The 18,866-nt window shown below is 61.7% G+C and carries 20 protein-coding genes and 1 pseudogene; 4 read left to right on the top strand and 17 right to left on the bottom strand.

Annotated elements, in window-relative coordinates; all coding sequences use genetic code 11:
* Positions 1-4: 4 nt before the first annotated feature.
* The 3 genes from VJX68_RS18520 to VJX68_RS18510 are packed head-to-tail and all read right to left on the bottom strand — an operon-like array spanning position 5 to position 3,337.
* Positions 5-1,024: an LLM class flavin-dependent oxidoreductase gene (locus VJX68_RS18520; RefSeq protein ID WP_324097213.1), complete on the bottom strand. Its 1,020-nt coding sequence runs from the start codon at positions 1,022-1,024 to the stop codon at positions 5-7.
* A gap of 10 nt (positions 1,025-1,034) precedes the next feature.
* Positions 1,035-2,141 carry an acyl-CoA dehydrogenase family protein gene (locus VJX68_RS18515; RefSeq protein WP_324097212.1) on the bottom strand — a complete coding sequence of 369 codons (1,107 nt, stop codon included), beginning with the start codon at positions 2,139-2,141 and terminating at the stop codon, positions 1,035-1,037.
* A gap of 8 nt (positions 2,142-2,149) precedes the next feature.
* Positions 2,150-3,337: an acyl-CoA dehydrogenase family protein gene (locus tag VJX68_RS18510; protein WP_324097211.1), complete on the bottom strand. Its 1,188-nt coding sequence runs from the start codon at positions 3,335-3,337 to the stop codon at positions 2,150-2,152.
* Positions 3,338-3,463: 126 nt separating this feature from the next.
* Between VJX68_RS18510 and VJX68_RS18505 the strand changes: the two genes are divergently transcribed.
* Together VJX68_RS18505 and VJX68_RS19205 are read left to right on the top strand one after the other, a co-directional pair.
* Positions 3,464-3,769, top strand: a complete 306-nt coding sequence (locus tag VJX68_RS18505; protein ID WP_324097210.1) for an ASCH domain-containing protein — start codon at positions 3,464-3,466, stop codon at positions 3,767-3,769.
* Between the two features lie 67 nt (positions 3,770-3,836).
* A pseudogene (locus VJX68_RS19205) lies at positions 3,837-4,127 on the top strand (YfhL family 4Fe-4S dicluster ferredoxin); the annotation flags it as partial.
* A 608-nt stretch (positions 4,128-4,735) separates the two neighbouring features.
* Here VJX68_RS19205 and ilvA read toward each other — a convergent pair.
* From ilvA to VJX68_RS18455, 9 genes are all read right to left on the bottom strand, one after another.
* Entirely contained in the window at positions 4,736-5,953 is a 1,218-nt protein-coding gene (gene ilvA / locus VJX68_RS18495; protein ID WP_324097208.1) for a threonine ammonia-lyase, read from the bottom strand.
* A gap of 8 nt (positions 5,954-5,961) precedes the next feature.
* Positions 5,962-6,312 (bottom strand): hypothetical protein, encoded by a 351-nt coding sequence (locus VJX68_RS18490; RefSeq protein WP_324097207.1) that lies wholly within the window; start codon positions 6,310-6,312, stop codon positions 5,962-5,964.
* On the bottom strand, positions 6,309-6,668 hold the full coding sequence (locus VJX68_RS18485) for a hypothetical protein (protein WP_324097206.1): 360 nt from the start codon (positions 6,666-6,668) through the stop codon (positions 6,309-6,311). The genes VJX68_RS18490 and VJX68_RS18485 overlap by 4 nt, the downstream gene beginning before the upstream one ends.
* A gap of 323 nt (positions 6,669-6,991) precedes the next feature.
* Complete coding sequence (locus VJX68_RS18480) at positions 6,992-7,816, bottom strand: tetratricopeptide repeat protein (RefSeq protein ID WP_324097205.1); 825 nt, start codon at positions 7,814-7,816, stop codon at positions 6,992-6,994.
* A gap of 93 nt (positions 7,817-7,909) precedes the next feature.
* Complete coding sequence (gene ribH / locus VJX68_RS18475; protein WP_414643502.1) at positions 7,910-8,347, bottom strand: 6,7-dimethyl-8-ribityllumazine synthase; 438 nt, start codon at positions 8,345-8,347, stop codon at positions 7,910-7,912.
* Entirely contained in the window at positions 8,328-9,128 is an 801-nt protein-coding gene (hisF, locus tag VJX68_RS18470; RefSeq protein ID WP_324097203.1) for an imidazole glycerol phosphate synthase subunit HisF, read from the bottom strand. The genes ribH and hisF overlap by 20 nt, the downstream gene beginning before the upstream one ends.
* 2 nt (positions 9,129-9,130) lie before the next feature.
* Positions 9,131-9,751 carry an imidazole glycerol phosphate synthase subunit HisH gene (gene hisH, locus VJX68_RS18465; RefSeq protein WP_324097202.1) on the bottom strand — a complete coding sequence of 207 codons (621 nt, stop codon included), beginning with the start codon at positions 9,749-9,751 and terminating at the stop codon, positions 9,131-9,133.
* Between the two features lie 93 nt (positions 9,752-9,844).
* Positions 9,845-10,144, bottom strand: coding sequence for a PepSY domain-containing protein (locus tag VJX68_RS18460; protein ID WP_414643501.1), 300 nt, complete (start codon positions 10,142-10,144; stop codon positions 9,845-9,847).
* 67 nt (positions 10,145-10,211) lie between these two features.
* Positions 10,212-12,254: an APC family permease gene (locus tag VJX68_RS18455; RefSeq protein WP_324097200.1), complete on the bottom strand. Its 2,043-nt coding sequence runs from the start codon at positions 12,252-12,254 to the stop codon at positions 10,212-10,214.
* 218 nt (positions 12,255-12,472) lie between these two features.
* On the opposite strand from VJX68_RS18455, the gene VJX68_RS18450 reads away from it, so the two are divergent.
* Entirely contained in the window at positions 12,473-13,825 is a 1,353-nt protein-coding gene (locus VJX68_RS18450; RefSeq protein WP_324097199.1) for a sigma-54-dependent transcriptional regulator, read from the top strand.
* Between the two features lie 65 nt (positions 13,826-13,890).
* Here VJX68_RS18450 and VJX68_RS18445 read toward each other — a convergent pair whose 3' ends face one another.
* Positions 13,891-14,307 (bottom strand): hypothetical protein, encoded by a 417-nt coding sequence (locus tag VJX68_RS18445; RefSeq protein ID WP_324097198.1) that lies wholly within the window; start codon positions 14,305-14,307, stop codon positions 13,891-13,893.
* 204 nt (positions 14,308-14,511) lie between these two features.
* On the opposite strand from VJX68_RS18445, the gene VJX68_RS18440 reads away from it, so the two are divergent.
* The gene (locus VJX68_RS18440; RefSeq protein ID WP_324097197.1) at positions 14,512-15,447 is read left to right on the top strand and encodes an LLM class flavin-dependent oxidoreductase; all 936 of its coding nucleotides are present in this window, start codon (positions 14,512-14,514) and stop codon (positions 15,445-15,447) included.
* Between the two features lie 8 nt (positions 15,448-15,455).
* Here the strand turns inward: VJX68_RS18440 and VJX68_RS18435 are convergent, their stop codons facing one another.
* From VJX68_RS18435 to dapF, 4 genes are read right to left on the bottom strand one after another with little or no spacing between them, the layout of a single operon-like run.
* On the bottom strand, positions 15,456-16,226 hold the full coding sequence (locus tag VJX68_RS18435; RefSeq protein WP_324097196.1) for a DUF1499 domain-containing protein: 771 nt from the start codon (positions 16,224-16,226) through the stop codon (positions 15,456-15,458).
* 33 nt (positions 16,227-16,259) lie between these two features.
* Positions 16,260-17,066 (bottom strand): methyltransferase domain-containing protein, encoded by an 807-nt coding sequence (locus tag VJX68_RS18430; protein ID WP_324097195.1) that lies wholly within the window; start codon positions 17,064-17,066, stop codon positions 16,260-16,262.
* A 13-nt stretch (positions 17,067-17,079) separates the two neighbouring features.
* Positions 17,080-17,952 (bottom strand): 4-hydroxy-tetrahydrodipicolinate synthase, encoded by an 873-nt coding sequence (dapA, locus tag VJX68_RS18425; protein ID WP_324097194.1) that lies wholly within the window; start codon positions 17,950-17,952, stop codon positions 17,080-17,082.
* 22 nt (positions 17,953-17,974) lie between these two features.
* On the bottom strand, positions 17,975-18,865 hold the full coding sequence (dapF, locus tag VJX68_RS18420) for a diaminopimelate epimerase (protein WP_324097193.1): 891 nt from the start codon (positions 18,863-18,865) through the stop codon (positions 17,975-17,977).
* Between the last annotated feature and the right edge of the window lies 1 nt (position 18,866).

Raw genomic sequence — 18,866 nt, 5'->3', positions numbered from 1 at the left:
CCGCTTATTGAAATTTGGGCATCACGCGATCCGCGAACAGGCGCATTGCGGAGAGCACGTTCTGGTGGCCGCTGATTCCGCCTATTTCGAACCAGCAGACCAGGCGCGAGAAACCGAATTGCTCTTTCAGTTGCGCGATGCGGTCGATGCAGTATTCGGGGTCGCCGAAAATTCCCATGATTGAATCGACAGTCGAGTAGTCGATCGTGCGCAGGCGGTCGCGGACTTTCTGGAATTCGGCCTGATGGCCGGCGGCGAGACTCTCGGGCTCGATGATTTCGCTGACGGCGTTGAAGTAGTTGCGCAGGCTTGGCTCGATCGTCGCTCTTACCTGCGCGCGATCGCGTCCGACGAACACCATCAGCGCCGCGGCCAGCCAATCGTCGGGACGCTCGTGCCCCGCGGCCCTTAGCGCGTTCTCATAAATCTTGAGCCGCTCGGCGAGCACGGGAATTGGATTCACCGGACCGCCGGCGAAGATTGGATAGCGATTCGCGCCGGCGAAGGTGAACGTGTCGGCGCTGTTGGCGGCGAGGCGAATCGGCGGATGAGGCCGCTGGATCGGCTTAGGTACCACTTCGACTCCGTCCACCCGCTGCTGCGTCCATGCCGCCTTGATCTTTCCGAGGCCATTCTCGAACAGCTTGCGGCTGTCCGCCATCTCGACGCCGTAGCCGCGATAGTTGAGCGGGAACGCGCCGCGGCCGGCGCCGAACTCGACGCGGCCGCCGCTCAGCACGTCGAGCGTCGCAACCTCCTCGGCCAGCCGGATCGGATGATGCAGCGGCATCAGGTTGACGGCCATGCCGAGGCGGATGTTGGTGGTGCGCTCTGCTATCGCCGCGAGCAGCATCAGCGGCGTCGGCATCACGGAAAAGCGAGGCGCGAAATGCACCTCGGCGAGCCACACCGTGTTGAATCCAAGGCGGTCGGCCTCGGCCGCTTCGGCGATCAGATCGCGATAGCGCTCGGTGGTGATTTGATTCGCGGCTTCGGGGAGCTGGTAGAAGATGTCGAACTTCACGCGGGCTGCCTTAGTACGCGCCGAGCACGGCGACGCGCTCGCGATGGAACGAGGGCGAGCCAAAGTAGGACTCGTTGAAGCGCGCGCGCTTGAACCACAAATGCATATCGTGCTCCCAGGTGAAGCCGATTCCGCCGTGCATCAGAACGGCGCGGTCTGTGCCGCGGCTGTAGATATCGCACAGGCGCGCCTTGGCCATCGAGGCCACGCGCTCTGCGTCGGCGGCGCCCGTGTCCTGCGCGTAGGCGGCGTACCAGAGCATCGCACGCGCGGGCTCGACGTCCGCGACGATTTCGGCGGCGGCATGCTTTAGCGCTTGGAACGATCCGATCGGTTTGCCGAACTGTTCGCGGACTTTCGAGTAATCGACGGCCATCTCGAGCGCGCGTTCAGTGCCGCCGAGCGAGTCGGCAGCGACGGCGATTGCAGCGACGTCGATCAGTTTCGCAAAGAGGTCGTCCCCGCCGCCAAGCTGCTCGGCCGGAGCGCCCTTCAACTCGACGTTCGATACGCGGCGCGTGAGATCTAGGTTCTTCAGCGAGCGGATCGTCACGCCCGGCGCTTTCGCATCGGCGACGAACAGGGAGATTTCACGAGCATTATTTTTCGCGGCGACAACGACGAAGTCGGCGACGTTGGCATACGGCACGAACATCTTGGCGCCGGTGAGATGGAAACCAGCGCCACCTTTTGTCGCAGTTGCGTTGATGTCGCGTTGATCGATGCTGCCGGCGCTCTCGACGATTGCGACGGTGCCGATTGCCTTGCCTTCCGCGAGCGGGGTGAGCCACTTTGCCTTAAGCTGTTCGGAGCCGCTGAGTTTGAGTGCGCTGGCCGCGAGCACTGATGAGAACAGGAACGGCCCCGGCATCGCCGCGTAACCGCCTTCTTCGAGAATCACAGCCATGTCGAGCATCCCGAGTCCCGCCCCGCCAAATTTCTCGGGCACGATCAGCCCCCTCCATCCGAGCTTTGCGATGTGATCGTAGAGTTCGCGCGGATAGCCCTCACCGGTGGCCATTGTTTTGCGCACGAACGTCGTCGGGCACTCGCCGCTCAGGAATGCTCGCGCGCTTTCCTTGAGTTGTTGTTGTTCTTCACTTAGTCCGAAATCCATTGTTGTCCTCAGCGCGACTTCGGCATTTTCAGGCCGCGCTCGGCGATTATGTTTTTCTGGATGTGCGAGGTGCCGCCGCCGATCACCAGGCCGAGCGAGAACATCCACTCGTATGGCCAGTAGGCGTGATCGAGTGCCGCTTCGTCGTCGCGCGAGAGCATAGAGTAGTCGCCCATCGCCTCCATCGCGGCGGTGGCAAGGTCGTGATTCAGCTCGGTGCCGACGAGCTTGTTGATCATCGCCTCGACTCCCGGATTTTTGCCGCGAATCTGATCGGTAAGCTGGCGCAGCGCGTGAAAGCGCATTGCCTCAACGCGGATCTCCAGCTCCACGAGCCGCTGGCGGAAGACGGAATCCTCGGTGAGCGGTCGTCCGCCGCGCGTGATCGATTTTGCCAGCGCGAGGAGGCGGTTGAAGCGTTGCTCGCTGCCGCTGGCGGAGCCGAGCATGTTGCGCTCGTGAAATAGCGTGGCGTTGGCGACGATCCATCCTTCGTTGAGCTTGGCGACCAGGTTTTTCCGCGGCACGCGGACGTTGTCGAAGAAGACTTCGTTGAAGCCGCGATCGCCGGTCATCTGAACCAGCGGGCGCACGGTGATTCCGGGCGTGCGCATGTCGATGAGGATGTACGAGATGCCGCGATGCTTGGGCGCCTCGGGGTCGGTGCGTACCAGGCAGAACATCATGTCGGCGTATTGCGCGCCCGAGGTCCAGACTTTCTGCCCGTTGACGACGAACTCATCGCCGACGATTTCCGCGCGCGTTTTCAGCGACGCAAGGTCGGAGCCCGCGCCGGGTTCGGAGTAACCCTGGCACCAGATTTCTTCGGCGGTCAAAATTTTCGGCAGGTAACGCTGCTTCTGCTCTTCGCTGCCCCACGAGATAAGCGTCGGCCCGAGCATCCCGAGCCCCGACGCGCCGACGTTGTACGGTGCCTTCGCCCGAACCATCTCGTCGTTAACGATCGATTGCCGCACGGGATCCATCGCCTGCCCGCCGTATTCCTTCGGCCATGCGAGCGCGATGTAGCCGGCCTCGTACAAGCGGCGCTGCCACGCCTTCGCGCGCGCAAGCCAGGTCTTGTCGTCGCGGCCCTCGCGATCGTCGGACATCCCGCTGGTCGGCATGTTCTCGGCGAGCCAACTGCGGACCTTTAATCGAAATGCTTCTTCCTCGGGCGTGAATTGAAGATCCATTTCCTGAGCTACTCCTGCGGTCGTGATAAGCGTTGGTACCGCGGCTTCGCGCCCAGCATAGTCAAAACCGCGGCGCCGCGAAAACGTGGATCGCACCCGACCCGCAGTTGCGCTACGGATAGTCCGATGATGTTCACGAAGCGGCTGCGCGAACCCGTCATGCGCCGCGAAATTACGTGCAGCGTCCGGATCTGGCGCAGGCCGCACGTCAAGGTGGGAGGACACTACCGCTTGGGCGACGGGTTCATCGAGGTCACCTCGCTGCGACGCATCACGCTCGCCGACATCACGCCCGAACTGGCGAGACGCTCCGGCTTTGTGGGTGTTGTCGATCTCTTGAAGGTGGCAAAACATGGGCCAGGCGAAAATGTCTATCTGATCGAGTTCGCGTACCATGCAGACACCCGCCGTGGGCGACCGATTGCCCGCTGAAATCAGCGTTGTTAGAGTTTGGAATTGATCACAATCGAGATTCGGCAATAGACCGGGGTTCAGATAGATGGCGACGACGATCACGAGCGAATGTATCAACTGTGGCGCGTGCGAGCCGGAATGTCCCAACACGGCGATATACGCGGGCGGAGTGCCGTGGGAGCTCAACGGCGCGACCAGTCCCGCGATCGCGCAGGACATCTATTACATCGTCCCGTCGAAGTGCACCGAGTGTGTCGGCTTTCACGATCATGAAGCGTGCGCGGCAGTGTGTCCCGTCGATTGTTGCATCCCCGATCCGGCTAACCTCGAGACTGAAGCGGTGCTGCTCCAGCGCGCGCGTGAACTGCATCCCGAGACGACATTCCCGGACGATGCGCCGTCGCGCTTCCGCAAGGAGGGCGGCGCCGAAGCGCCCGCAGCGAATAGGGCGGCAGCGGAAGCGCCCAAACCGGCGCCGGCAGCGGCGCCAAAGCCCGCGACTGTTGCAGCTCCAGCGGCGACTGCTCCAGCAGCGGCCGCGCCAACGTCAGCGTCGAGCGAGGAATTCAATCCGCTCGCGTGGGAAGTGCCAGTCATCTGCAAGGATTGCAGCGAGCCGTGGACGATTCCGTATCGGCTGTTCGAACGCGGCGTCGTGTTCCATTGCCCGTCATGCTCGGGATCGTTCGTGCCGAAAACCGCGATGTACTGCGCGGTGAAAGAAACCTTCGAAGGCTTCTACAATCGCCGGCGCGCCGATCGCGAAGCGTTCGAGCGCAAACGCGTGCGCGAGGCCGCGGCGTTCGAAGCGAAGCAGGCAGCCGAGATGGAAGCGTTCAAGCAAAAGCTCGAAGCGCTCGCGCATTCGATGAAGCCAGCGGGCAAGTTGGTGAGACCGACCGGCATTGCCTCGATGTTCACGTAGACGGTGCACGAATCGCAGAACCCTCACCTAACCTCTCCCGTGAAGTAACGGGCGAGGGATCAACCGACTTCAAACACGTACCCACGACTCTTTAGTTGCTCGCGGATTTCCTCGATGTGCGTGGGGCCGCGGGTTTCCAATTCGAGCATCACGCGGGCGCCACCGATCGCGATGTCGCGGCGGGTGCGATCGTGATCGATCGCGCGAACATTGGCGCCGGTCGCGGCGATCATCGACACCAGCTTGCCTAGCTCGCCGGGACGATCGCGCAAATCAACGGCGACTCGAAACAGCCGCCCGACCTTCACCAGGCCGTGGCCGATAATCCGATCGAGCAGGTTGATATCGATGTTGCCGCCGCTCACGACCAGGACCACGGTCTTGCCTTTCAGTTCGTCCTTGAGTTTGAGCGCGCCGGCGAGCGATGCCGCGCCGGCGCCTTCGGCGAGAAGCTTCAGGCGCTCGAGCAGTAGGAGGACGGCCTCGCCGATTTCGAAGTCATCGACGGTGACGGCGCGTTTGACGCGACCGCGCATCACCTCGAATGGAATCGCGCCGACGCGGCCGGTGGCGAGACCGTCGGCGATGGTATCGACAGGACGGCCGATCGACGCGGGCGCGTCGGCGGCGAGACTCGCGGACAGTTGCGGCGAGCCTCCCGCCTCGACACCGATCACTTCGGCGGCGGGTGCGTATGTTGCAAGCGCGGCCGCGATTCCTGAGATCAATCCGCCACCGCCCACGGGGACGAGCACAACGTCAGGTGTGACTTCGTCGGCGATTTCCAATCCCACCGTACCCTGCCCGGCGATCACATACGCGTCATCGTAGGCGTCGACGAAGCTCGCGCCACGCTCGGCGCACATCTTCGCCGCCGCGCGCGCCTCCTGGTAGTCGACGCCTTCGAGCTTGACCGACTGGCCGTAGCTCCGCGTCGCGTCGATCTTCGCAATCGCCGCGGTCGCCGGCATCACGATTGTCGCGGTCACGCCCGCGCGAGTGGCGGCGTAGGCGAGCGCCTGGCCGCGATTGCCGGCGCTCGCGGCGACGACGCCGCGCGATTTTTGCTCGCCGGTGAGCGTCATGAGGCGGTTGTAGGCGCCGCGAATTTTGAACGAGCCGGTCTTCTGCAAATTTTCCGGCTTGATGAGCACCTGAGCGGCGAGGATGCGATCGAGCGTCGCACTGCGCATCAGCGGAGTCGGCTTGATGATGCCGGCGAGACGTTCGCGCGCCTGTTCAATCTGTTCCAGCATCGAGGAGCGGATAGATGGCATCGGAAGATCTAATGATGAGCGGGCGGAGTGAACTGACGCGGCGCCGCGGTGCCGAACGAGTCGCCGTCGAAGTCGATTTGCGTGCAGGCGCCGGTCTTGTAGTCGAGATCGAGCAAGAGATTGCGGATGGCGCGGCGCTTGATCGACGCGATCAAGCCTGAGACGGCCTGAGGATCGTCAGTCGAGATTGCGGCGACTTCGGCGGCGTCGAGATTGCTGATGCGGCAGAACTCGCGCGCATTGTCTTCGCTCGAAAACGCGAGCACTCCCGCCCACGGCGCGCCTTTTTCCTGAAAGACGATCAGCGCGCCTGCCGAATCGAGCAGCAGATGCAACTCCTTGGGGATCGATGCGCTCACGTGCCTTCGACCGTGAGTTTGCCCATCCGAATTGCGGCCGCGCGCTCGCGGACGAGCGCCGGATACGTGTAGTAGTGCTCGCCGCTCAGGTGCAGGAACGAATCGATGTCAACGTCGTCGAGCTCGAGTTCCGCAATCGCGCCCTCCGCAGACTTGCGGTCGGAGGCTTTGACGATCGAATCGTAGAGCGCACGGCCTTGCACGGACTGGAAATCCTCGCGGGGCGGCAGGCCCTCGGCGCCGAGTTTGCCCGCGTGAAAGTTGTCGAGGATAAATCGCAACGCTTTCAGTTCGTGGCGCAGGATGTCGATAGGTTTCAGCGAATCGCGTGACATGTCGTCCTTGGATTGCGTCAAAACCTACTACCGGTTGTGGTTCTCTGGCAGGCGCACCACCAAGGGTAGTTTCGTTCCGTCAAAATACGATTTTCGCAAAGGATGCGGGACCCTCGGACTGCGCAGAGCATTTGATTCGGAGATTTGTGCGCGACGGATAAGGCGCTTCATAGTCATTACTTAGCACGTATTCGTCGGTATCGTCAGGCCAAGAAGTTCATCCCCCTAGTCGCTCAAGTAGAAGACGGAGATGGATTAGAGAGCGGAATCTAATCGCGCGCGAAGCGCGCGCTGAATTCGACCCTCACCTTCCATCCTCTCCCTTGCAGGGAGAGGGGAAGAAGTTAGTCGCCCCTGATCAGGCGATGGATGGCGCTCAGGTGGCGCTGCGAGTCGCGCTTGCGGCCCATCGCTTCGTACACCTCGGCGGCGTTGCGATGCGCCTCAACGTTGGTGGGGTCGCATTCGAGCGTGCGCAGAAAACTTCGCAGCGCATTCTGATGCTCGTCCTTCTTGCGGTAGAGCAGGCCGAGCTTCAGGTGCACATCGGCGCTGGCGGGAACGATCGTGGCCGCGCCGAGCAGATGGCGCAGCGCACCGGCGAGGTCGCCCTCGCGTTCGAGCAGCGTGGCGAGCCGCAGATGCGCCTCGAAGTTGCCGGGCTCGCGGCCGACCAGCTCGCTGTAGATAGTGAGCGCGCGGAGCGGATCCTCGTCGGCGACGCGGCGCGCCTCCTCGAAACGCTCGCGCACGCGGGCGGGCCCGAAGCCGTCCTCGACCTTGCCGGGCTGATAGCTGCGCTCGAAGTCGAAAATCAACTGCCCCGTCTCAGCTTCGATCAGCGACGGACCGTCGCGCACGACGATGCGCCCGTCGTCGTTGACGAGTTTCAGCGAGGTGACGGAGCGATCGGGATCCACGAGCGTGCGCACTCGCTCGAGTGTTCGCTGAATCGGATCGATATGCTGGCGGGTGCCGAGCAGTTCCTTGGCCATGCGCATCTCGAGCAGATCGTTGAACGCGAAACGATAATTGCGGCCCCCCATATTCAACGGGCGCACGAGATTTCGCTTGACCCAGTAGCGAATACGCTCAGGCGTGACCGCGAGAATTCTCGCAGCCGTGCGCGTGGAAAAAGTCTCGCCCCCGCCGCCCGCCTCTGCCATCATCTTCACCACCAACGTCGAAGAGTATAAGCAGTCGAGCGCGCGCTCTCAACGAGGGGCGGCGGGGTTTCTCAACACCTGTGGAGCGTCAGGAAGTTAGCCGCGGATTTCCTTGAGCGCGCGAGCGACTCGGACAACAGCCTCGACGCCGTTTTTGGCATTGTCGATTCGCGCGACGGCCTGGTCGTCGGTCATGCCCGGGCCGGTGATGGCGAGGCCGACCGGCTTGTCGAATTCGATTGAGAGCTGGATGCCGGCACTCGCGATCGCGTGCGAGATCAGCTCGTCGTGTTTGGTCTCACCTTTGATTACCGCGCCGATCATCACGACGCCCTCGATCTCTTTGCGCTGCAGGAGCGCCTTTACGACCGGGGCCATGTCGTACACGCCGGGGACGTGAACCACGCGCGCGACCTCGACGCCGAGCGACTCGGCATGGTGGCGCGCCCGCTGTTCCATCGGGGTAGTGACCTCGGAGTTGAACTCCGAAACGACGAACGCAATTTTCATTTTTTCACTGTGCGCCGAGCTCAACCGAGACGGCGTCGCGAATCTCAACGCCGTTGCTCTTGAGATACGACTTCAGCGCGGGGATAGGATGCTCTCCGTAGTGAACGATCGAGGCGACGATCGCAGCGTCTGCCATACCGGTGGTAAACGCGTCGCGCAGATGGGCAGGTTCGCCGGCGCCGCCGGACGCGATCACCGGGATCGAAACTGCTTCGCTGATGCGGCGCGTTATTTCAAGATCGTAGCCGAGCTTGGTGCCGTCGCGATCGATCGAGTTGATGCACAACTCGCCGGCACCGAGCCGCTCGCCCTCGAGCGACCATGCCAGCGCGTCGCGGCCGGTGGGCTGGCGTCCGCCGTCAATCACGACTTCGTAACCGGTCGGCACTTCGGGGCGCACGCCGGTTTTTTTTACTTGCATTGAGAGCACTATGCACTGGCTGCCGAACGCGCGCGCACCCTCCGAGATGATCGCGGGATTGCGCACCGCGCCGGAGTCGATCGAGACCTTCTCGGCGCCCGCGAGCAGGACCGCGCGCATATCGTCGAGGGTGCGCAGTCCGCCGCCGACGCTGAACGGAATGAAAATCTCGCGCGCGACCGCGCGCACTACATCAAGCATGATGCCGCGGCGCTCGTTGGACGCGGTGATGTCGTAGAAGACGATCTCGTCGGCGCCTTCATTATAGTAGTAACGCGCCATCGCGACCGGATCGCCGACGTCCACGTTCTCCAGGAATTGCACGCCCTTGGTGACCTTGCCGTCACGCACGTCGAGGCACGGGATTATTCGTTTCGCGAGCATCGTCAGCAACTCAGCCGGCAGAAGTTGTCGAGCAGCTTGAGTCCGGCGGTGCCGCTCTTCTCGAGATGAAACTGCGTCGCGATCACGTTGTCGTGCGCGACCGCCGCAGTGAACTGAACGCCGTAGTCGGACGCGCCAATCGCGATCGAAGGGTCGTCGGGAATCGGATAGTAGGAATTGACGAAATAGAAGTGGGTGTTGTCGGGCACGCCCGCGAACACTCGATGCGACCGCGTCTGGCGCACGCGGTTCCATCCGATTTGCGGGACCTTGAGCGGGCGTCCGTCAATCGAGCGCGGATAGCGTGCGACGCGGCCCGCGATGATGCCGAGGCATTCGGCGCCGTCCTCTTCGCTGCGATCGAACAGGACCTGGATACCGATGCAGATGCCGAGGAACGGTTTGCCGGCGCGTGCGACGTCACTGCGGAGAACCTCGACGAGGCCGAGCACGCGCAGATTTTCCATCGTGGCGCCGGCCGCTCCGACACCCGGCAGTATCACACGATCGGCGGCGATGATGCGCTCGGCGCGATCTGTAATCTCGGATTTGTGACCGAGGAATTCGAGCGCGCGCTGAACGCTGGTGAGGTTGCCGGCCTTGTAGTCGACGATTGCGATCATCGCTTTAATCCAGAAAAGCGATCATAGCTGGTGTCGCATCGCCACCCAAGGCGGGCGCTGGCAGGCACGGCACGAGCTCGACGAGGCGAGACCTTAATCGGGATTCTTGCCCTCGACCGAGTTCTCCAGCACGGCGCCGGTCTTCGCGTCGATTCCGACTTCGTGCTTGGCCGTGTGATGGCGAATGACGAACGAGTAGCGAAGTCCGCTGCCGCCGGATTCCTTCTCGAGTTCCTCCGAGATGATTTTGCCCGGGTAGGTCTTGAGTGCGGTCTCGCGTGCCTGCGCCAGTGTAACGCTTGCGTCCGGGAGATACTTTTCACCGTTCAGGGCGAAGGCGGTCCCGGTCAACAGAGTCACGGTCAGAAGGCTGAGGAAAAATCGACGACACATAAGCATGACCAGATCATAGCCGATTACGCTTCCGGCCCCTATGCTGAACAGGACGAGACAAATCCGATCAGATTTCGGCGCGGATGTCCCGTTGGTCGGAAAGCACGCGCACGTTTACGTGATGCTCTTCCGAGTCGCCGAGCGATCCCCAGTGCATCGCGAAGTTCTCAAGCTGGACGTCGGGGTTGAAGCGCTCCGACACCCCCATCACGACTTCATCGACGCTGAGCAGGAACGCCATGCGCGCGATCGCATAGACCTGGTCGTTGGAGACAACCACCAGGGGAGTGACGGCCCGGCCGTGATCTTCGCAAACCTTGACGACCTTGCTGAACAATTTTTCTTCGGCGTCACTGAAAATCTGGCCGCCGTCGCTCGACGCAAGTCCCTTCTCGGTTCTAACGGTCAGCGCGATCAGCTCGGCCTCATCGTGCTCGGACAAGTAGCGATGCAGATGTGCGAGATTGTTCGGATCGCGGATCGCAATCAGCTTCTTCGCCGTGGCGAACAGGCCGAGACCGATCGAATCGATCTGGCTTTCCTCGATCAGTTGCAAATTGAACTTCTCGGGTTCTTCGCCGTAGGCGTGCGCGACCTGCCCGTTGATCTTTTCCGAAATCTCGAAAATCAGGAAGAGCGCAAAGGTGAAACTTATACCGGAGATCGTGGCGACCTGCTTGGTAAACAGGTTGATGATTGCGGTTGCCAGCAGCACCACGAACGTGAGCGTGAGACCGAGGGGAAAGTCTTTGCCGCCGGGGCGGAACCAGGTCAGGTTCAGCGGCATCCGCCACAAGCGATGGTACTTGTCCTTGTAGCGCAGAATCAGCACCGAGAGCGTTTTGAAAACGAAGCTCCAGATGACGCCGAATGCGTAAGCCTCGCCCAACACGAACATGTCGCCGCGCGAGAGCACAATCGTGCCAATTTGCAGCATCGCGACCATGTTCACTATGCGGTAGTTAGTGCCGTATTTCTTGTGCGGATGGCGGAACCAGTCGAGCAGCACGCCGTCTTCGGCGACGCGGGTCAGCACGCCGGTCGAGCCGACGATCGCCGTGTTGACGGCGCCGGCGAGAATCAGGAATCCGACGAACACCACGAACGCGCGCAGCGCGATTCGCGCCCACAGCGGCCCGACCATGAACATCGCGAGCCCGCCGATCAGGTCGTCGCCGTAGTTGGACATCCGGACGCTATCGGGGATGATCATGACCGCGAAAAAAGACACCAGCGACGTCAGCAGCAGGCTGTATATGAAGATGACGAGACCTGTGCGCAGCAGGTTCTTGAGCTTCGGCGCCTCGATCTCGCGATTGATTTGTGCGAGAGATTCCTCACCCGACATCGCGAGAATCGAATGGCCAAATGCGATCAGAATTCCCAAGGCGCCGATGGTGCGCGCGCCGGGGAAGTGCTTGAGCCATCCCAGCGAGTCGTTTGTGAACTTCAATTCGAATGGCGGCAGATGCGCCCCACGCGTGTAAATCGTCAAGCTGCACCACCCGATCATGAGCACGGCCATCACGGTCGTGACTTGCATGATTCGCATTGCCTTGCCGCTGGATTCCTCGATGCCAAGAATGTTCTGGCGCCAGAAATACACAGTCACGGCGATGGCGAAGAAGGCGGCGGAAAAATCGGGCGGCAGGATGACGCTGAAATGTGCCAGCTTGAGCAACTCGTTGATCAGACCGACCAGGTATTGGCCGGCCGAGACGCCGCTGATCGGTCCGGTCAGGATATAATCGAACATCAGGGCCGACACCGAGATTTTTGCCAGCGTCGAGCCCATCGCTTCTTTGACAACGCGATAAACGCCACCGCGCGTGAACATCGAACAGGACTCCACGTACACGGCGCGCACCGCGTACGAGAACAGCATGACCGCGAGAATGAAATATGGCGCCGAGCGTCCGCAGGCCTGCTCGACGATGCCGCCGATGTAGTAGGCTGTCGAAGCGAGGTCGCACAGCACGATCGCGGACGCGCGCCAGAAAGAGATAAAGGCGAGCATCCCGGTGGTAACTACGATTGCTTTGGTTTGTTTGCCGAAGGTCGCCTGTGGTTGGGCCCGCTCGGCGCCAAGGACTTTTGGAGTCGCTGCCAAGTATGAATCTCCCGCGCAAACGCCGAAAACAGGGGCGATGTAGGGATTTCAATGTGCAAGATGCAGACCGCAATGATTAGGCATGATCTGATTGCGATTCCCAAATCTAAACCTGCGAACAGCAATGTGTTGGTCGGTTAAGGCCATGCAACTTGCAATAGATAGAGCCTCTGACGCTCTCTTGATGCTTCCGGCCCTCTTGAGCATTAGAATGGTAATTGAACAGCGCACCGGGAAAGCACTTGGCTAACATTCTTGTCGTCGATGACGACCGCAATATCCGCCGTACTCTGGCGGCCAGCCTTGAATCCGCAAGTCATCAAGTGACCGTGGCTGAGACTGCCGAGCGCGCATTGGAGCTGCTTGGCCCGTCTGCCCCCGCAGTAGTCGTCTCCGATGTCCGGATGGAAGGGATGGGCGGGTTGAAGCTGCTCGAATCGCTCAAGCGGCTCAACCCGGCCCTGCCGGTCGTTATGATGACCGCCTACGGCTCGATTCCCGACGCGGTCGAGGCGATGCGCCTTGGGGCTTACGACTACGTCACCAAGCCGTTCACCGCCGACCACATCGTGCACGTGGTTGCGCGCGCGCTCGAGGTACACGAGCTGCGCGCTGAGAACAAAGAGCTGCGCGATCGAATCGAGACCCTGACCGAGCCCGAGCCATTCCTCACCTACAGTCCGCATTCGCGCAAGCTGGCGGAGATCGCCGCGCAAGTGGCCGACAGCGACGCGACCATTTTGATCACCGGCGAGAGTGGCACCGGCAAGAGCATGCTGGCGTCGTACATCCATCGCCTCAGCCCGCGCAAGGACGGACCGTTCGTGCAGGTCGCGTGTACGACACTCAGCGAGCATCTGCTGGAAAGCGAACTCTTCGGGCACGTGCGCGGTTCGTTTACCGGCGCGATCAAGGACAAACCCGGCCGCCTCGAAGCGGCCGAGGGCGGAACCGTTCTGCTCGACGAGATCGGCGATCTGACTCCGGTCGTTCAATCCAAGCTGCTGCGTTTTCTGCAGGAGCGGACCTTCGAGCGGGTCGGCGGCGCGCAGACGATCAAAGTTGATGCGCGCATAATCGCCGCGACCAATCAGCATCTCGAGCAACTGGTAAAGGAGAAGCGCTTCCGCGAGGATCTCTACTACCGCCTAAACGTGATTGAATTGCAGGTGCCTGCGCTGCGCGATCGGCCGGGAGAAATCCTGAAGCTGGCCGAGCACTTCGCCGCGCAAGCCGCACAGACGCATCATAAGCCGGCGCATGCGCTTGCCGCCGAGGCGCGCGAGGCGCTGGTTTCTTACTCGTGGCCGGGCAATATCCGCGAGCTGCGCAACGTGATGGAACGCGCGGTAATCCTGAGCCGCGGCGAGACAATCACGCTAAGCGATCTGCCCGACAAAATTCTCGCATCCCCCGACAAGCTCGATCACAGTCACACGCTCGAGCAAATGGAGCGCCGCCACATCGAGGTAGTCCTCGAACAGGCGATGACGCTCGAAGAAGCCGCCGAGATGTTGGGAATCAACGTCGCGACACTATGGCGAAAGCGCCGGAGATACGGACTGGACTAGACGACAAAGCACCGGCGCGCTCCGAGACGGAGCGCGCCGGAGTTCAAACCAAGCGATGTGAGCGACTACTTTTTCATTGCGCCTTCGAGACGGCTGTGACTCTTTACGCACGTGCCCAGGCTGGTGAACGGATCCGGCCAGTCGTGTTTGACGCAATAGGGTAGCGCCGCCATATCGGTTTCACTGTATCCGCGCGCCGACAGATCCTTCTTGGTGCAGTCGCTGTGCGCCTGGTTGGCGCCCGCGACACCAGCGGCATCGTCGGCAGCTTCGGTGATCAGCGCGTCACGCAACTCGATCTTCACCTGCGGATCGGTAGTCTTGCCGAGTGAGCCCGCCACGTTGCTCGACGGACCGCAAGTCCCAACCGCGTCGATGAACGCCTCTTCGATTCCGACCGTACTGAGGTCTTTTGCGAATCCAACTCCGGCCGCAGTCATCAGTATGCTTGTCGCGATCAATGCCACAGCAAATCGTTTCATCGCACTCGTCCTCCAGGTTTGAGATGTGACGCCGTGAAAAGGAAGCCCCGGCCTCATCGTTGGCAGTGCCGTTTTTATCTGTACGATCCCACGGCCAAAAAAGTCCAGCGCTTGCTACGAATCCGGCTCCGGCGAAAAGCTGCTTGACGAAAACCGCTACGTAATGAAAGTGTCGCCGAGAGTCTGACAAAGGAATTATTCGCCATGGCCAAGAAAGCATTAGCTTGCACTATTCTTCCCGACAGTCCGCCGGCGCGCTTGATCGAATGGTCGCGGGCCGCGGAGGACGCGGGCTTTTCGGGCGTTTTCATGACCGAGTCGAACAACGATTCGCTGGCATGCTCGCTCGCGCTAGGACTTCACGCCAGGCGAATCAAGCTCGGCACCGCGATCACGAACATCTATCTGCGCCATCCAAATCTGCTCGCGAAAGCCGCGGCCGTCCAGGAATTTACCGGCGGTCGATTTATCCTCGGCCTCGGCACAGGACATCGCGAGGGCAATTCCGCGCTCGGAATCGAGATGGGAGTTCCGCTGGCGCGCATGCGCGAAACGGTGAAGACGCTCCGCGCGGCGCTCGACGGCGGCAAGACCGGCCCGCGCGTCAGCACCAAGCTCCCGCTTTACCTGGCGGGTGTGTCGCGTCCGATGGTGAAGCTGGCCGGCGAAATCGGCGACGGCGTCATCTTCAACTTCTTTCCGCCGGCACGGGTCAGGGAAGCGCTGGGCGAATTGGCCGAGGGCGCGAAGATCGCCGGCCGTGACGTCAAACAGATCGAAGCGACTCTGTTCGCGACCGCATTCATTTCGGACGATCTCGAAGCCGCGCGCCGTCCGGCGCGCAAGCTGCTGTCACGCTACGGCGCGCTTAAGTTCTACGGCAACATGATGGCGCATTCGGGCTTCGAGCGCGAAATCGGAGCGATTCGCGCCGCAGGTCGCGACGCCGACGCAGCTATCGCGGCAGTAAGCAACGAGCTCATCGATGCGACCCTGCTGGTGGGCTCGGAGGCGCGGGTTCGCGAGCGGCTGCAGGAATTATGCGCGCCGGGAATCGGCACCGCGATCGTCTTCACAAATCCGGTCAACGAAGATCGCAACGCCGCCGTGCTGCGAACGATCCGCGCTCTCAAGCAGTAACGGAAGCTTTACGGCATCTCCTCTTGATCGCCGGTGTTCTGATCGCTGGGGCCGCGAGCGAGCGCGACCCGATCGAAGAAGCGCTTGATGCGCTTGGCGTTGACGCCAAAATCGCCGATCCCGTCGCGCGATTTCGAGCGCATCTCGATCAGGCTGGCGCCGTCGGGAGTCGGCCGAATCTGGATCACGACATCATCATTGAAATGGAACATCTTTGACGTCGCGACGGCCTCGAGCGTATTCGTGGCCGGATCCGAATAGGTAATCTTCCAGGTCGGAATGGCCTGAGCGACTTCGGTCACGCGCGCGAATGCGTCCGACGGCGACAGGCGTTCCTTGATTGGACCGATCGGGCCGTAGCCGGCCTGCTGCCGGTCGGCATACTTCGCCTTGTCGTATTTCATGTCGCGATTCGGCTCGGGCTGCAGCTTCTGCGCGTAAACGAACTCGGGCGGATTGTCGAAGTCGGTCGTGATGTCATTGATGGGCGAATACTTGCGGCTGCCCAGCACGATCACGATCATCGGCACCGCGATCAGCGCGCATATCACCGTGCCCACCAATGCACGATTGCGCCCGGCTGCCAGTTGAGGCTTGCGGGTCAGGAAAATGGCGAGCAGACCGATTAACGAACCAAGGATGCTCAGCAGGAACCCGAGCGCGAACAGCTGGAAACCCATGAACGGCGCGACCAAGTAGAAGTGCGCGCCGATGATTCCCACCGAGATCATCGTGATCGCCAACAGCGCATCAAAAAATGCGAGCCATGCAAATGTCATCCGTTTTTTCCCCGAAAGAGATTTGCGTTCACACTAAGACGCCTGGTTCCTGATTCCGCGTACCACGAACTGTGGCAATACGAACAGAAATGATCCTGCTGCGACGGCGCGATCGATGTCGGCAAACCATCCCTCGACCTCGACCGCCGCGATCCTGCCCGAGTCGCGCGCGTACCGCGCGAAGCTGGCTTTCAGCATCGGTAGCGAGCGTCCCGCAATATCCGCGCCGGCGTGAATCTCGACTTTTACGTCGTCAAGACCGGCCGCGTGAAACAGCCGATAGAGCTGGCGCCCGATCTGCGGCTCCCTGATCGCAATCGCCTTCGACGCCGCGAGGATTCGATCGCTGCGCTCGCGCGCCGCCGCGCCGATGTCGAGCGCCAGCATGTCCCAGTCGCTGTCGACCGCGACGACCACTCCGCCTGGCGCCGTCACGCGCGCCATTTCCGCGACAGTATCGGCCGCGGAATCGACATACTCAAGAACATTTTTGCACCACACGCGGTCGAATGAAGCGTCGGGAAACGGTAGCGGCGGAAACGCGCTGTGCACGAACTCCGCCGCCAACTTTGCCTCGCGTGCGCGAGCGCCGGATCGTTGGATGAACTCGGCGTTGATATCGATGCCGGTCACTTTGCCGCCGGGAGCGACGCGCCGCGCTAGCTCGAAGGTGGTGTGGCCGGGTCCGGAGCCGACATCGAGTACGCGCAGACCTGCTTTGAGATCGAGCGGGCGCAGGAGAGGTTCCATCGCGGGATGAAACGCGAGGATTTTGTCATACGCGCTGTGGCGATCGGAGTCGATATCGACCCAGTGCTGCTTGTAGTAAGGCTCGGTCATAATCGAAGCGTCCTCAGACGAGGCGTAGTTCTTTCATCGCGATGCGCAACTTCTCGGCTGGGCCAACCGTCATCGGCACCAACGGCATCCGCAACTCGTTGGCGCACTTGCCCATGAACGCGAGTGCCTGCTTGACGGGAATCGGATTCGTCTCTACGAACAGCGCGCGGATCAGCGGCAGCAGCCGGTAGTGGATCTCGCGCGCCTTCGCAAAATCGCCCGCGAGCGCGGCCGTCGCGAGATCGTGCATCTCGCGTGGGACGACGTTGCTGCACGTCGACATCACTCCCTTCGCGCCGAGCGCGATCAGCGGCACTGTTAAGGCGTCGTCGCCGGAAAAGATCGCGAGTCGGTCGCCGCACAGCTTGAGGATATCAGACGTCTGATCCATCGAGCCCGACGCTTCCTTGATGCCAACGATGCTTTTGATTTCGCTGAGTCGCGCAAATGTCTCGGGCGCGATGTTCGAGGCCGTGCGGCCCGGGATGTTGTACACGAATAGCGGCAGATCCACGCTCGCCGCGATCATCTTGTAGTGCCTGAAGATGCCGTCCTGGGTGGGCTTGTTGTAATAGGGCGATAGCAACACCGCGCCGTCCGCCCCCATCTCGCGCGCAGCGGTGGTCAGTCGAATCGCTTCGGCGGTCGAGTTTGAGCCGGTGCCCGCAAGCACCGGGACGCGCTTTCGCGCCTGCTCGATCGTCAGCCTGACTACGTTGTCATGCTCGGCGTGCGTGAGCGTGGCGGATTCCCCGGTCGAGCCGCACGGGAATAGCCCGTCGATCCCGCTCTGAATCTGCCATTCTATAAGGTCGCGCAACGCCGGCGCGTCCACCTCGCCGTCGCGAAACGGCGTTGCCAGAGCAGTCAATGCGCCTTTGAACATCGTTCGAAGCCTCCCGACTCTTTCATTTCACCGGGACCATCTCGCCGGCGCCCAACTCGACCGCGCCGTGAAAAACCTCAACGGCGTTGCCGGTCATGAAAACGTGATTCGCATCGGGACCGTCGGCGCGCCATTCGATCTCAAGATTGCCGCCGCGTAACTCGACCGTCGCAGTCCGATCGCAGTGATTTGTCAGAACCGCCGCGACCAGCGCCGCGCATGCTCCAGTGCCGCAGGCCCAGGTCTCGCCCGAGCCGCGCTCCCACACGCGCATCTTAAGATTGCGGCGCGAAGTGGCCAGGATGAATTCGGTATTCACGCGGCGCGGAAAGAACGGGTGATGCTCAAACTCGCTGCCCAGCGCGGCAAAATCGCGATCCTGGAGTTTGAATACGCCATCGTCGCCGACGAATACGACGCAGTGCGGATTTCCCATCGAGACCGCGGTGATCGGCTCGAGACGGCCTCCGACCTGCAACGGGTAGTCTATGATACGCCCGTCGGCATTGACCGGGATCTCACGCCCGTCGAGAATCGGCTCACCCATATCCACCGTCGCGCCAACCACGCGGCGGCCTTCCAGCCGTAGCTCGACCGTCTTCAGCCCGGCGTCGGTCTCAACAACCATCGGATTCGCGCGCACCAGACCGCGCTCGAAAGCGAGACGCGCGAGACATCGGATTCCGTTGCCGCACATGTCGCCACGGCTGCCGTCCGCGTTGTACATCTCCATTCGTATGTCGGCGTTGCTCGACGGCGCGAGCATAATCAGGCCGTCGCCGCCGATGCCAAAGTGGCGGTCTGAAAGTTTGACCGAGAGCGCGGACGGATCGGCGGGACGCGCGCGCATGGCAACGATGTAGACATAGTCGTTGCCGCATCCGTGCATCTTAGTGAATTCGAGCGTTGCCATC

The organism is Binatus sp. (SeqCode) (assembly GCF_035272065.1).
Classification (GTDB): domain Bacteria; phylum Desulfobacterota; class Binatia; order Binatales; family Binataceae; genus Binatus.
This window is presented reverse-complemented; position numbering and strand designations above follow the sequence as displayed.

What these genes read in the sequence shown, in the direction of transcription:
- VJX68_RS18480 (WP_324097205.1), bottom strand. Translation starts at nt 7,816, where the DNA reads ATGATGGCAGAGGCGGGCGGCGGGGGCGAGACTTTTTCCACGCGCACG.
- dapA (WP_324097194.1), bottom strand. Translation starts at nt 17,952, where the DNA reads ATGTTCAAAGGCGCATTGACTGCTCTGGCAACGCCGTTTCGCGACGGC.
- ilvA (WP_324097208.1), bottom strand. Translation starts at nt 5,953, where the DNA reads ATGCCATCTATCCGCTCCTCGATGCTGGAACAGATTGAACAGGCGCGC.
- dapF (WP_324097193.1), bottom strand. Translation starts at nt 18,865, where the DNA reads ATGGCAACGCTCGAATTCACTAAGATGCACGGATGCGGCAACGACTAT.
- VJX68_RS18515 (WP_324097212.1), bottom strand. Translation starts at nt 2,141, where the DNA reads ATGGATTTCGGACTAAGTGAAGAACAACAACAACTCAAGGAAAGCGCG.
- VJX68_RS18440 (WP_324097197.1), top strand. Translation starts at nt 14,512, where the DNA reads ATGGCCAAGAAAGCATTAGCTTGCACTATTCTTCCCGACAGTCCGCCG.
- VJX68_RS18460 (WP_414643501.1), bottom strand. Translation starts at nt 10,144, where the DNA reads ATGTGTCGTCGATTTTTCCTCAGCCTTCTGACCGTGACTCTGTTGACC.
- VJX68_RS18445 (WP_324097198.1), bottom strand. Translation starts at nt 14,307, where the DNA reads ATGAAACGATTTGCTGTGGCATTGATCGCGACAAGCATACTGATGACT.
- hisF (WP_324097203.1), bottom strand. Translation starts at nt 9,128, where the DNA reads ATGCTCGCGAAACGAATAATCCCGTGCCTCGACGTGCGTGACGGCAAG.
- VJX68_RS18510 (WP_324097211.1), bottom strand. Translation starts at nt 3,337, where the DNA reads ATGGATCTTCAATTCACGCCCGAGGAAGAAGCATTTCGATTAAAGGTC.
- VJX68_RS18435 (WP_324097196.1), bottom strand. Translation starts at nt 16,226, where the DNA reads ATGACATTTGCATGGCTCGCATTTTTTGATGCGCTGTTGGCGATCACG.
- VJX68_RS18430 (WP_324097195.1), bottom strand. Translation starts at nt 17,066, where the DNA reads ATGACCGAGCCTTACTACAAGCAGCACTGGGTCGATATCGACTCCGAT.
- VJX68_RS18505 (WP_324097210.1), top strand. Translation starts at nt 3,464, where the DNA reads ATGATGTTCACGAAGCGGCTGCGCGAACCCGTCATGCGCCGCGAAATT.
- hisH (WP_324097202.1), bottom strand. Translation starts at nt 9,751, where the DNA reads ATGATCGCAATCGTCGACTACAAGGCCGGCAACCTCACCAGCGTTCAG.